Annotated in this window: 14 protein-coding genes and 1 tRNA gene; 7 read left to right on the forward strand and 8 right to left on the reverse strand. The window is 71.7% G+C overall.

The window, feature by feature from the left end:
• The first annotated feature begins 26 nt into the window (after nt 1–26).
• The 3 genes from ABD241_RS07780 to ABD241_RS07790 all read left to right on the forward strand — a co-directional run bounded on the left by ABD241_RS07780 (nt 27) and on the right by ABD241_RS07790 (nt 2,217).
• Nucleotides 27–797 carry a sulfite exporter TauE/SafE family protein gene (locus ABD241_RS07780; protein WP_344060171.1) on the forward strand — a complete coding sequence of 257 codons (771 nt, stop codon included), beginning with the start codon at nt 27–29 and terminating at the stop codon, nt 795–797.
• Nucleotides 798–875: 78 nt separating this feature from the next.
• Nucleotides 876–1,694, forward strand: coding sequence for a TrmH family RNA methyltransferase (locus ABD241_RS07785; protein ID WP_344060173.1), 819 nt, complete (start codon nt 876–878; stop codon nt 1,692–1,694).
• A gap of 265 nt (nt 1,695–1,959) precedes the next feature.
• Nucleotides 1,960–2,217: a hypothetical protein gene (locus tag ABD241_RS07790; RefSeq protein ID WP_344060175.1), complete on the forward strand. Its 258-nt coding sequence runs from the start codon at nt 1,960–1,962 to the stop codon at nt 2,215–2,217.
• A 48-nt stretch (nt 2,218–2,265) separates the two neighbouring features.
• On the opposite strand, the gene ABD241_RS07795 is transcribed toward ABD241_RS07790, so the two are convergent.
• Nucleotides 2,266–3,405 (reverse strand): mycothiol transferase, encoded by a 1,140-nt coding sequence (locus tag ABD241_RS07795; RefSeq protein ID WP_344060177.1) that lies wholly within the window; start codon nt 3,403–3,405, stop codon nt 2,266–2,268.
• A 59-nt stretch (nt 3,406–3,464) separates the two neighbouring features.
• Here ABD241_RS07795 and ABD241_RS07800 point away from each other — a divergent pair, with 59 nt between their 5' ends.
• Together ABD241_RS07800 and ABD241_RS07805 are read left to right on the forward strand one after the other, a co-directional pair.
• A complete protein-coding gene (locus ABD241_RS07800) occupies nt 3,465–4,265 on the forward strand; it encodes an alpha/beta hydrolase-fold protein (protein ID WP_344060179.1) in 801 nt (266 codons plus the stop codon).
• Nucleotides 4,266–4,336: 71 nt separating this feature from the next.
• Complete coding sequence (locus ABD241_RS07805) at nt 4,337–5,188, forward strand: hypothetical protein (RefSeq protein WP_344060181.1); 852 nt, start codon at nt 4,337–4,339, stop codon at nt 5,186–5,188.
• 10 nt (nt 5,189–5,198) lie between these two features.
• On the opposite strand, the gene ABD241_RS07810 is transcribed toward ABD241_RS07805, so the two are convergent.
• From ABD241_RS07810 to ABD241_RS07835, 6 genes are all read right to left on the reverse strand, one after another.
• Nucleotides 5,199–5,675, reverse strand: coding sequence for a GNAT family N-acetyltransferase (locus tag ABD241_RS07810; RefSeq protein WP_344060183.1), 477 nt, complete (start codon nt 5,673–5,675; stop codon nt 5,199–5,201).
• 77 nt (nt 5,676–5,752) lie between these two features.
• Complete coding sequence (locus ABD241_RS07815) at nt 5,753–6,130, reverse strand: DUF3037 domain-containing protein (protein ID WP_344060185.1); 378 nt, start codon at nt 6,128–6,130, stop codon at nt 5,753–5,755.
• On the reverse strand, nt 6,127–6,897 hold the full coding sequence (locus tag ABD241_RS07820) for a HipA family kinase (protein ID WP_142185337.1): 771 nt from the start codon (nt 6,895–6,897) through the stop codon (nt 6,127–6,129). Before ABD241_RS07820 ends, ABD241_RS07815 begins: the two co-directional genes overlap by 4 nt.
• A 4-nt stretch (nt 6,898–6,901) precedes the next feature.
• Nucleotides 6,902–8,170 (reverse strand): MFS transporter, encoded by a 1,269-nt coding sequence (locus ABD241_RS07825; RefSeq protein WP_344060189.1) that lies wholly within the window; start codon nt 8,168–8,170, stop codon nt 6,902–6,904.
• A gap of 77 nt (nt 8,171–8,247) precedes the next feature.
• Nucleotides 8,248–8,748, reverse strand: a complete 501-nt coding sequence (locus tag ABD241_RS07830; protein WP_344060191.1) for a MarR family winged helix-turn-helix transcriptional regulator — start codon at nt 8,746–8,748, stop codon at nt 8,248–8,250.
• A gap of 127 nt (nt 8,749–8,875) precedes the next feature.
• A tRNA-Leu gene (locus ABD241_RS07835) sits at nt 8,876–8,962 on the reverse strand.
• Between the two features lie 154 nt (nt 8,963–9,116).
• On the opposite strand from ABD241_RS07835, the gene ABD241_RS07840 reads away from it, so the two are divergent.
• Nucleotides 9,117–10,463 carry a M20/M25/M40 family metallo-hydrolase gene (locus tag ABD241_RS07840; RefSeq protein WP_344060194.1) on the forward strand — a complete coding sequence of 449 codons (1,347 nt, stop codon included), beginning with the start codon at nt 9,117–9,119 and terminating at the stop codon, nt 10,461–10,463.
• Between the two features lie 62 nt (nt 10,464–10,525).
• Here the strand turns inward: ABD241_RS07840 and ABD241_RS07845 are convergent, their stop codons facing one another.
• On the reverse strand, nt 10,526–10,711 hold the full coding sequence (locus tag ABD241_RS07845; RefSeq protein ID WP_142185345.1) for a DUF5703 family protein: 186 nt from the start codon (nt 10,709–10,711) through the stop codon (nt 10,526–10,528).
• Nucleotides 10,712–10,906: 195 nt separating this feature from the next.
• Between ABD241_RS07845 and ABD241_RS07850 the strand changes: the two genes are divergently transcribed.
• Nucleotides 10,907–11,707, forward strand: coding sequence for an SCO4651 family lipoprotein (locus tag ABD241_RS07850; RefSeq protein ID WP_344060197.1), 801 nt, complete (start codon nt 10,907–10,909; stop codon nt 11,705–11,707).
• Nucleotides 11,708–11,767: the final 60 nt, after the last annotated feature.

Consider the following 11,767-nt stretch of genomic DNA (forward strand, 5'->3'; position numbering starts at 1 on the left):
CCGGTCACCCTCTGTAGGGTGACCGGGTGTCTTTCTGGTCGGGGGTTGCCATCGCGCTGGCGGGCACCGGTGCCGGCATCATCAACACGATCGTCGGCTCGGGGACGCTGATCACCTTCCCCACGCTGCTCTTCTTCGGCGTCAACCCGCTCGTGGCCAACGTCTCCAACAACATCGGCCTCGTCGCCGGCGGCGCGACCGGCGCGTGGGGCTACCGGCACGAGCTGACCGGGCAGGCGGAGACGCTACGTCGCCTCATGCCCATGTCGTTCGTCGGCTCCGTCGTCGGGGCGAGCCTGCTCCTCATCCTCCCGGCCGCGGCCTTCCGCGCGATCGTGCCGGTGCTGATCTTCATCGCACTCGTGCTCGTCGTCGCCGGACCGTCGATCCAAGCTCGCGTGCACCCCGCCGACCACGAGGGTCCCGTGCCGGGGTGGCACCTGCCGGCCATGGCGGTGGGAGTGTTCGTCGCCGGCGTCTATGGCGGCTACTTCGGGGCGGCCCAGGGCGTGCTCATCATGGGCGTGCTGAGCGCCCTGAGCCTCGAGCCGCTCCAGCGGCTCAACGGCTACAAGAACGTCCTGTCGCTCATCGTGAACTTCGTCGCCGCCACGGTCTTCGTGCTCTTCGCCCGCGACCACATCGACTGGCTCATCGTCGTCCTCATCGCCGTCGGCTCGTTCGTCGGTGGCATCATCGGCGCTCACGTGGGCCGCCGCATCCCGCCGAACGTCCTGCGGGCCCTGATCCTGCTCATCGGCATCGTCGCCATCGTCAAGCTCGTCTGGTTCCCCTGACCAGTTCTCGGCTCGAGCCGACGGTGTCGGGGCGGCGCGGTGTCTGCGCCGGGTGGTGGCGGCACTAGCCTGACGGGCGTGCCGATCGAGATCACCGACCCCGCAGACCCGCGCGTCGCCGACTACGTGTCACTCACCGACGTCGTGCTGCGCCGGCGGACGGAGCCCGAACGCGGTCTCTACATCGCCGAGAGCCAGAAGGTGATCCGGCGGGCGCTGCGGGCCGGCCACCGGCCGCGGTCCTACCTGATGGCCCGTCGCTGGCTCGACGACCTCAGCGACATCGTGGCCGAGGCCGAGTCGGACGGCGTCCCCGTCTACTACGGCGAGCACCCGATGATCGAGCAGCTGACCGGCTTCCACCTGCACCGGGGAGCGCTCGCCGCCATGCAGCGCCCGGTCCTGCCACCGGCCGAGTCTCTCGTGCAGCACGCGCGGCGTGTCATCGTGCTGGAGGACGTCGTCGACCACACCAACGTCGGGGCCATCTTCCGCAGCTCCGCCGCCCTCGGCGTCGATGCCGTCCTCGTCACGCCGCGGTGCGCGGACCCGCTCTACCGCCGCTCCATCCGGGTGTCGATGGGCACGGTCTTCCAGGTGCCGTGGACCCGGATCGACCCGTGGCCGCGAGGGATCGAGCTGCTGCACGAGGCCGGGCTGACCGTCGCCGCCATGGCGCTCTCGGACGACTCCGTGTCCTTGGCCGACCTCGAGGCGGACCCTCCGGAGCGGATCGCGCTCGTCGTCGGCACCGAGGGTGACGGGCTCTCGCACCGGACGGTTGCCGGCGCCGACCTGACCGTGCGCATCCCCATGGCCGGCGGCGTCGACTCGCTCAACGTCGCGGCGGCCAGCGCCGTGGCGATGTGGGCCCTCCGGCCGCGCACCGGCGCCTGAACCAAGCATCGACGTCTGCCGGACACCCCCGCACGCGAACGGTGTGTGCGCTGTGAACACACGCCGGGCGCAGCCCCACGGCTCGACCGGACCTGACTCCTTCCGGGCGCCCATGACCCGCGGTGCGAGAGGCGGACGTCCTGCTGGTGTCGGGCGGTGACGTCCTCCACCTGTGCCACTGGATGAGGGCAGCCCGGGCTCGCGGACCTGCTCCCGTCGTCGCTGAGCGAAACCGTCTGGGTGGGGCTGAGCGCCGGGCATGGTGATGACGCCAGAGGTGGGAGAGGACTTCATCCGGTGGCGGCCTCCGACCGGTGACGAGAGCAGGCTGGGTCTGGTCGACTTCTCGATCTGCCCCCAGCTGCCTCCGGGCGGCATGCCGGGCAGCTCGTTGGTCGAGGCCGAGGCATGGGTTGCGGGCATTGCCGGTCCGGCATACGCCGTCGACGACCAGACGGCGTGCAGGGTGTCCGACTCCGAGATGGAGATCATCTCGGAGGGGCAGGGGAAGCAGCTCGGGTAGCCGCTGGCCACCTGCGAGAGCGCGCCGTGGCGTCCGGCCCAGCAGCCCTCAGAAGGTGAAGTCGCGGGGGGCGCCCTCGCCCACGCGCCCGTCCACGGCTTCACGCAGGATGTCTGCGTGGCCCGTGTGGCGGGCGTACTCCTCGATCATGTCCAGGAGCATGGCTCGCACGGAGGGCACGCGCCCGTCGGGCCAGGTGAAGGAAGCGGGCCCGTCCAGGCCTCGCTCGTCGATCACGCGGGTGACGATCCGCCGTGAGCGCTCGACCGCGTCCCGCCACAGCCCGTGCACCTCGTCGGCAGCATCCAGCGCCCCGGTGCGCCAGTCCCAGTCAGGGTCGTCGTCGAAGTCGACGGTGTCCCAAGGCGGCCCGTACGCCTCACCGGCCAGCTTGACCGCGAGCCAGTCCGCCTCGACGAGCGCCATGTGCTTGACGAGCCCACCGAGCGTCATCGAGCTGGCCGCCGTGGTGGCGCGCAGGCCGTCGGCGTCGAGGCCTGCGGTCTTCCACGCGAACGTGCGTCGGTTGCGCTCGAGGACGGACAACAGCGCCTGCGCCTCGGCGCTGGTGGTGGACTGGGCTGAACTGGTCCCGACGTCGGTCATGCCGGGAGCGTAGCCAGTTCGAGCCACGACCGCCGGGCGTGACCCGCGGAAGGTCGACGAGGCAGCCGCGCACACGCTGCCCGGCTCTCGGTGGTCCGGGGCTCGTGATGCTCGGCCGCCCTGCGCTGCGCGGCTGATGAAGGTGTCGAGCTCGGTCACCCCCTGACTCGGAGAACCGTCCCACCAGGCGATCCGCTCGATCTCCACGGTGGGTACGAAGGGCACCGCCTCGTCCACCGCGCACGTGTAGACGGCGCCGTGCTCCAGCCGGCCGTCAGGGGCCAGCCGGAAGGTGGCGACCCCTGCCGCTCGCACGTCGCTGCTCGCGTGGCCGGTCTCTTCGAGGAACTCGCGTCGGGCCGCGGCCTCGGCGCTCTCACCCGGCTCGATCATGCCGCCGGGGAGCTCCCAGCACTCACGCCAGCGGTTGTAGACGATGAGCGTGCGGGAGCCACGCCTGGCGACCATGAGCGCGAGTGGTGTCGGGACGGACGGGTCGACCGCCGGCAGGACTCCACCCACGGCGGGCAGCCACCGGAGCAGCTTGTTGCCCCGGCTGTCGACGGCGAGCGGTTCACCCATGCACGCACCCTACGGAGTGTCCGTCCGGAGAGCAGCGGGGTGGACCTTACGCTCCGTGCATGTCTCGTCCGGGCCGCATACCTCGCCGGTCCGCGCTTCGCGCCGCGATCGCTCTGGGGACGGCCGTGACTCTGGGCGGCACGCTGGCCGGCTGCCGGACCTCGGCACCGAGCGGCGCAGTCCTGAGTGATGGCACTCTCGACGACGGCCACGGCGGCAACGGCGCCCGATGGCGCCTGGCCGTACCGGAGGGGACAGCACCGCGAGGCCTCGTCGTGGCGTTGCACGGGTTCGGTGGCGATGCGGATGCCGCATTCGGCCTGGGCTACGGCGACGCCGTCGCCGCCACAGGGCTGGCGCTCGTGTCGGTGGACGGCGGCAACGGCTACTGGCATGCACGACGCGACAGCACCGACAGCGGTGCGATGGTCCGCGAGGACCTCATCCCGACGGCGCTGGACCGCTGCGGCCTGCCGGCGTCCACGCGGGTCGGGCTGCTCGGCTGGTCCATGGGTGGCTTCGGCGCTCTCCTGCTGGCCGGCGACCTCGGTCCCGCTCGCGTGAACGGCGTCGTCGCAGCCAGTGCCGCCCTCTGGCGCACCGCGGCCGAGACGCCTGCCGTGGCTTTCGACGATCGAGGGGACTTCGAGCGCCACTCGATCTTCGGGCGTGTGGCGCGGCTGGCCGGCATGCCGGTCAGGCTGGACTGCGGGGAGTCGGATCCCTTCATCCGAGCCAATCGCGCTCTGGCGGAGCAGCTTCCGGGCGTCGAGACGCATTTCGAGCCGGGCGGCCACGAGGACGACTGGTGGCGGGCGCACGCCGCTGCCGAGATGACCTGGCTGGCAGCCCGCGCCTGAGGCGGTGGGCGTGCAAGGTGGCCGCCACGCCGCGCCGCCGGCCGAGGATTGCCTCCGGGTACCCTCGTCGGGTGGCGAGCCTGACGGTGACGAGCGACATCGACGAGGACCCGGCCAGCTATGTGCCACAGTGCGGGACGGTCCTCCGGCAGTTCGACCACCGCACCCAGGACTCCGGGAACGTCTCGTGGCTCGTCGAGTCGGAGGGCCGGCCCCTGTTCGTGAAGACGGCCGGGACGCCACAGCCGGCGCGAGGCGCTCCCACGCCCCACCTGGACCACACTGCCCGAGTCGGCCTGCTGCGCAACGCGATTCAGCTCGCGCGGTCATGCACGCATCCGGCGTTGCCCACCCTGCTCAACGTCATCGAGTCACCCGCGGGACCGGTGCTCGTCTACGAGGCAGCCACCGGGGAGCTGGTCGGGGTCCCGAGCGAGCGGCGTGGCGACCCGGCCTCCCCGTACCAGCGCTTCGCCCACCTGCCCGCGCCCACCCCGTTGGGCTTGTTCGACACGCTGGTGGATCTGCACGTGGCCCTGGCCGCCGCCGGCTGGGTCGCCGGCGACCTCTACGACGGCTGCCTCATCGTCGACTTCGAGACTCCGGGGCTGCGCGTCGTCGACCTCGACTCCTACCGCCGGGGCGCTGGCACGAACGACATGGGCCGCATGTTCGGGTCCACGCGGTTCATGGCCCCGGAGGAGCTCGAGCTCGGCGCTGCGGTCGACGAGCGGACGACCGTCCACACCCTCGCGCGCATCGTGTGGCACTTCGCGACGCGGCTGACCGAGGAGCGGTCGCAGTTCTGTGGCTCGAACGCCCTGGCGCAGGTGCTGGCAACGGCATGCCGGTCGAGACCGGACGACCGACACGCCAGCGTGGCGGACTTCGGCCGCGCCTGGTTCGCAGCCAGGCAGGCGTAGCGACGCGTCGTCAGACCCGGCGCAGGGCGTCGATGAGAACCGTCGATCCCGGCCGGAGCGGCAGGGTCTCTCCGGTGCCGACGAACCCGTGCCTCTCGTACAGTCGGCGTGCCGTGTCGTTGCCCTGCGTGACGTGCAGGAGAGCCGGACGTGCTTGCGCTGCAGGCTGATCCAGCAGGAGGCGGAGTATGTCGGACGCCAGGCCCCGGCCTCGCCAGGCGGGTTCGACCCACATCCCCCACACGAACACGTCGCCGGTCTCGTCGGGCGTGTACAGCCCGCCCATGCCGACGGTGCTGTCGTCCGCGAAGGCGAGCACGACGGGGCCGGGCCCGCCTGCTCGCTCCCGCCACAGCGAGGACTCCTGCGAGGCGCTTTCCTCGAGCGTCGCCCCGAAGGAGTCGGGGGAGTCCGCCAGCGCTCGCAGGCGCACGGCCCGGAACGCCTCCCAGTCCGCGCCGGTGATGACCCGCAGCTCGGTGCTCATGGTGGGAGGGTAACCACCGGTGGCGCCGGCACCCGCGCCGGCACCCTGCGGCGGTGTGGCAGGCCAGGATCGGCCGGTCAGATGCGCACGAAACGGTCGAGCAGGCGCTGCAGCTCCGCGGCCGGGTCCTTGCAGAGCCCGCCGTGCACGGGCCCCGGCTGCAGCACGGTCGAGCGCGGGGCGATGATCCACCCGAAGCGCTGACCGGGCTTGTCGAGGGTGGGCAGCCCGCGCCCGGTCTCACCACGGCAGACCGCACGCACCCGCTCGAGCATGGACCGGACCCCGCCCAGGTCGCACGTCGGCGCCAGGGCTTGCGCCCGGCTCTCGTCGAGGTCCCACGCGGCGTCGAGGAAGCCCGCGTCCTGCGAGTAGAGCACCACCCCGACGTTGATGAACTCCTCGCGGTCGACGCGCGGGACGAGCCGGAGCAGGACGTATTGGTACGCGTTCACGCGGCTGCCCCCGTCGGCACCCAGGCCAGCGGCCCCTCCAGCCGGGCACGCAGCATGAGGGCGTATGCCGCCCGCACCGCGGCAGCGTCGGGCAGGTCGGGCGTGGGCTCGATCCACTCCTCGGGCACCTCGGCGACGACGGCACCCACCGCCTCGGGGGTGAGCCGTGCCGCGAGCTCGTCGTGGCGCCGCGCCACGTCGCCGGCGACGTCGCGCAGGACGTGCCGGCTCGCGTCGAACGGCTGTGCCGCGAAGCGCTCGGGGGCCGGTGGCCGGCTCGGCCAGGAGTGGTGGAAGTAGAGGGCGGCGCCGTGGTCGATGGCCCAGGTCCGGCCGTGCCACACCAGCAGGTTCGGGTTGGCCCACGTCCGGTCGACGTTGGCGGTCAGGGCGTCGAGCCAGATGATCCGCTCGGCGAGGTCGGCCTCGGGCGGCCGCGAGCCGTCGTAGCCGAGCGACCCCGGCAGGAAGTCGACGCCGAGGTTGGTGCCGATGGAGGCCGTCAGCAGGTCCTGGACCTCCTCGTCGGCCTCGTACTTGGCGATGCGCGGGTCGAGCCGGACGACCGCGAGATCGGGCACGGGGATCTCCAGCAACCGGGCGAGGCCGGCGACGAGGACCTCGGCCACGAGGACCTTGAGCCCCTGGCCCGCGCCCCGGAACTTCAGGACGTAGGTGCCGTCGTCATCGGCCTCGACGATCCCCGGCAGCGAGCCGCCTTCCTTCAGCGGCGTCACGTAGCGGGTCGCGGTCAGCTCGGGAAGCACCGCGTCAGCCTAGTGGCCGCTCGTGGTCGGCCGTCGTGGCGCGCTGCCACAGGCCGCCGAGCGCCATGGCGGTGGCGCCGTAGAGGCAGGCGAACGCCACGAGAGGCCACCACGCGAGGCCGGTGGGGGGCAGGACGATCGCCCCCAGCGCGGCTGCGGCGACCATGCCGGCGTTGTAGACGACGTCATAGGCGGAGAACGCGCGTCCCAGCAGGTGGTCCTGGACATGCGCCTGCATGAGCGAGTCGACGGTGATCTTGACGCACTGGGAGGTGAACGACACGACCAGCCCGACGAGCACGATCGTCCACGGGAGGAGGAAGGGCCCCAGCACCGCGCAGACGACGGCGCCGATGGCCAGCATCCGGGCGGCATACGGCACGGCGCCCAGGCGCGGAGCGAGCCACGGGGTGGCCAGGGCGGCCGACACGAAGCCGACGGCGGAGGCGGCAGCCGCGATCCCGAAGCCGAGCGGCCCCTGGCCGTTCTCGAACGGACCGCGGAAGAGCAGCAGCGTCTGGAGCAGGAGGAAGCCGAAGGGGATGCGGGTGACGAACACCAGCAGCAGGAGGAGCCGGGCCCGGCGCGGCAGGGTGCGCGCTGCCTCGAGGAGACCGCTGACGACCGACCGGGCGATCTGTCCCATGGAAGGTCCCCGCCCGGTGTCGTCGGGACCGATGAACGGCAGGCGAGCGGCAGTCCATGCGGCCACCGCGACTGCCGCGGCCGCGACGAGCACGTCGACTGCGTCGCTGCCACCCAGCGCGCGGATGCCCGTACCGACAGCCCCACCGAGCAGGTAGGCGATCGAACCGCACGTGGGCGCAACGGAGTTGGCGCTGACCAGCGCCGACCGCTCGACGACGTGCGGCATGGCGGACGACAGCCCGGCGAGGATGAAGCGGTTGACCGAGAAGACGAGGAGCACGAGGCCGTAGAAGGCCGGTGCCGTCTCGGCACCCGTCACCAGGGTGGCGACCGAGAGCATCGCCGCGACCCTGATGAGCTGGCTGACGACGAGGACCCGCCGTCGTGGCCAGCGGTCGAGCAGGACCCCGACGAAGGGCCCGAGGATGCTGTAGGGCAGCAGCACGATCGCGAACGCGATGGCGATGCCCCGGGCGTCTGCCGCCTGCTCGGGGTTGAACAGCACGTGGCTGGCGAGCGCCACCTGGAAGATGCCGTCCCCGAACGACGACGTCATGCGACTGGCGAAGAGCCGCCGGAACCCACGCCCCCGGAGCAGGGTGCGCAGGGCCCGCAGGAAGGTCACGCGGCACAGCGTACGTTCACCCCCCGGTCCCGTCCGGCTCCGGAGAGCAAGAACGCCGGAAATGTGGGGAACGAGGCTCAGGGCCGGCTTTCCAGGGCAGGCTCCGTGGGGGAGTGGGCCGGCTCGAGCGAGTCAGGCAGACCGGCGGCGACGCGGGCGATCGCCGGCAGGGCCGCGGCGAGGCTCGCGCGCTCGTCGGCCGGCAGCTGGGCGAGGACGGCAGCCGTGGCCTGTGAGCGGCGGTCGCGCCACTGCTCCAGCCCCGTGCGGGCCGACGGCGTCAGCTCCAGGCGTGCCAGCCTGCGGTCGGTGAGGTCCCGGCTGCGCACGAGGACCTCGAGCGAGACCAGCTGACCCACGAGGGTCGAGACCGTGTTGGGGGCCAGACCCAGCACGCGGGCCGCCTCGGCCACCGTGACCCCGGGGTTGCGCCGCACCACGCGCATCAGCTCCAGCTGTGCCCCCGAGAGGGCCAGCTCGGGGAGCGGGGCGCCCACGAGCCGCCGGGACCGCCGGCGCAGGAGGCCGACGACGTCGTAGAGGTCGTCCACCAGCCCGGCCACGTCGTCGTCGCTCACGGTGAGAGGGTACGGCTCCGGAGAACCCGGTCACCAGAGTCCTGTCCATGGTGACGACGTGCCAGTGGACGCGGCCGGGAACGAGAAGGCCCCCGAGCTCCTGACCTGCAGGAACCCGGGGGCCTCATGGTGTCGAGGGGGGGACTTGAACCCCCACGCCCGTTAAGGGCACTAGCACCTCAAGCTAGCGCGTCTGCCATTCCGCCACCCCGACAAGGTGATGCAAGGGGCTCGTGGGATTCCCTTGCGGCGAGGCGAAACGTTACACGTGGGCTTGCCAAAAGGCCAAACCGCTCCACTGACCGCCTCACGCGGGGCGGGAAGGTCGGGATGAGCGCTCCCGGAGGCACCGGCATACGCTGGCCCGCATGACGCACGACGACCCGGACCTCGACGCCCAGCCCACGGTCGCAGCGGAGGAGGAGGTCGCGCGGATCTGCGCCGACCTCATCCGCATCGACTCCTCGAACTACGGCGACGGGTCAGGTCCGGGGGAGCGCAAGGCAGCCGAGTACGTCATGACCGAGCTCGCCGAGGTGGGCCTCGAGGGCACGCTGCTGGAGAGCGAGCCCGGCCGCGCGACGGTCGTCGTGCGGCTCGAGGGGCAGGACTCCTCGCGTCCCGGGCTGGCCGTGCACGGTCACCTCGACGTCGTCCCCGCCACCGCGGCCGACTGGCAGGTCGACCCCTTCGGCGCCGAGGAGCGCGACGGGTGCATCTGGGGCCGTGGCGCGGTGGACATGAAGGACATGGACGCCATGATCCTCGCGAACATCCGCCACTTCGCCCGGACGGGGACCAAGCCGGCCCGCGACACCACCTTCGTCTTCTTCGCCGACGAGGAGGCGGGAGGCACCCTCGGCAGCCACTGGCTCGTCGACCGCCACCCGCACTGGTTCGACGGCGTCACAGAGGCGATCAGCGAGGTCGGCGGCTACAGCGTGACGGTGCCGACCCCCCAGGGCGAGCAGCGCGCCTACCTGCTCCAGACCGCCGAGAAGGGGATCGCCTGGCTGCGCCTCGTGGCCCACGGACGCGCCGGCCACGGCTCGGTGCCCAACGACGAGAACGCCATCGTGCGCCTCGCCGCCGCCATCGGTCGCATCGCGGCCCACGAGTGGCCGCGCGAGTACATCGCCTCGGTGCGTGAGCTGCTCGACACCCTGAGCACGATGACCGGCCTGTCGTCCGCCGACGCGGACCTCGAGCCGCTGCTCGCGACGCTCGGCGGCGCGCAGGGCTTCGTCCGCGGCACGCTGCGCGACACCTCGAACGTGACCATGCTCGACTCCGGCTACAAGCACAACGTCATCCCGCAGACCGCGAGCGCCGCCGTCGACTGCCGCTTCCTGCCCGGTCACGAGGACCAGCTGATGGCGACCATCCGGGAGCTCGCCGGCGAGCACGTCGAGGTCGAGGTCGTGCACCACGACGTCGCGCTGGAGGCGCCCTTCTCCGGCGACCTCGTCGAGTCGATGAAGCAGGCCCTGCTCCGCGAGGACCCGGAGGGGGTCGTCCTGCCCTACTGCCTCTCCGGTGGCACGGACAACAAGGCCCTGGGCCGCCTGGGCATCAGCGGCTACGGGTTCGCCCCGCTGCGGCTGCCGGCCGACCTCGACTTCGCGCCGATGTTCCACGGCATCGACGAGCGGGTCCCGGTGGACTCGCTGCGGTTCGGTGCGCGGGTGCTCGGCGACTTCCTGCGGACCTGCTGAGACCGGCGGGGGTGGGCTGGGCGTCGGACAGGGAGCCGGGCAGGGAGCCGGGCAGGGAGCCGTCAGGCGGTGCGCTGGACGCGCATGATCCGCCGGCGCAGCCACATCCGGCGCACGCCCCCTTCGTACACGACCGTGCGCGACAGCTCCCACCGGCCGTACTCCGCGTGCTCACGCACGGCCTGCCGGGCCTCCGCCTTCGACGTGTGGCGGTCGAAGGTGAGGATTCGGTACTCGTAATCCGTCATCGCCATCCATTCTGGCACCAACCGTGACCGCACCGAGACCGTATGCCGGGCGTGGCGGTGACAGGGCCGCGATACCGTCTGTGGGTCATTCGTCCGCCGGCCCGACACGCAGCGCAGGAGCGCAGGGCCGCCAGCGGGGCGATCAGGGGAACCGCCTGGCACCGCCCGGCGTTATGGGCCCAGGAGGTCACCACCATGAAATGGAACACCCGCCGCGCCGCGGCCGCAGCCATCGTCCTTCCCGCCGTCCTCGGCATGGCGGCCTGCGGCAAGAACGAGGCTGCCGCCCCCGTCAGCGGTCAGACGCAGGCCTCCTCGGCCGCTCCGTCGACGACCACGCAGGCCCCCGCGGCCGCCCAGCCGTACAAGGACAAGGCCTCCTTCGTCGCCGCCATGAAGGCCGCCGGCAAGAATACGACCACCGCGCACGTGACCATGGACATGGACGCCGCCGGCCAGAAGGTCTCGATCACCGGTGACACGAAGGTCGACGCCACCAACCCGGCCATGAAGATGACCATGGACATGGGGCAGTCGATGAAGATCGACATGCTGCTCGTGGACAAGAAGGTCTACATGAAGGGCATCCCCAACATGCCGGCGGGCAAGTGGGCCGTCATCGACAGCAGCTCGTCGCTCGGCAAGCAGCTCATGCAGTCCCTGGGCCAGGCCGACCCGACGAAGATGTACGACCAGTTCGGCGCCGCGGTCAAGGACGTGAAGTTCGTCAGTGAGGACACCGTCGACGGCGACAAGACGTGGAAGTACGACCTCACGCTCGACACCAAGGCGATGCAGGCTCAGCTGCCCGCCGACGCGAAGACGGCGATGCCCGCCTCGATCGACTACACCGTGTGGCTCGACGAGAAGAACCAGCTGCGCAAGGTCACGTTCGACCTCTCGGGCGTCAAGGCGATCATGACGATGAGCAAGTACGGCGAGCCGATCGACGTCACGGCACCCGCTGCCGCCGACACCGTCAAGGCGCCCATGTGAGCCGTCACCCCGGCCACGGGTGAGATCGTGGCCCGACCGGTGTGAGAGGTCCCGCAGCGA

Origin of the sequence: Terrabacter lapilli, assembly GCF_039531305.1 — a bacterium.
Taxonomy (GTDB): domain Bacteria; phylum Actinomycetota; class Actinomycetes; order Actinomycetales; family Dermatophilaceae; genus Terrabacter; species Terrabacter lapilli.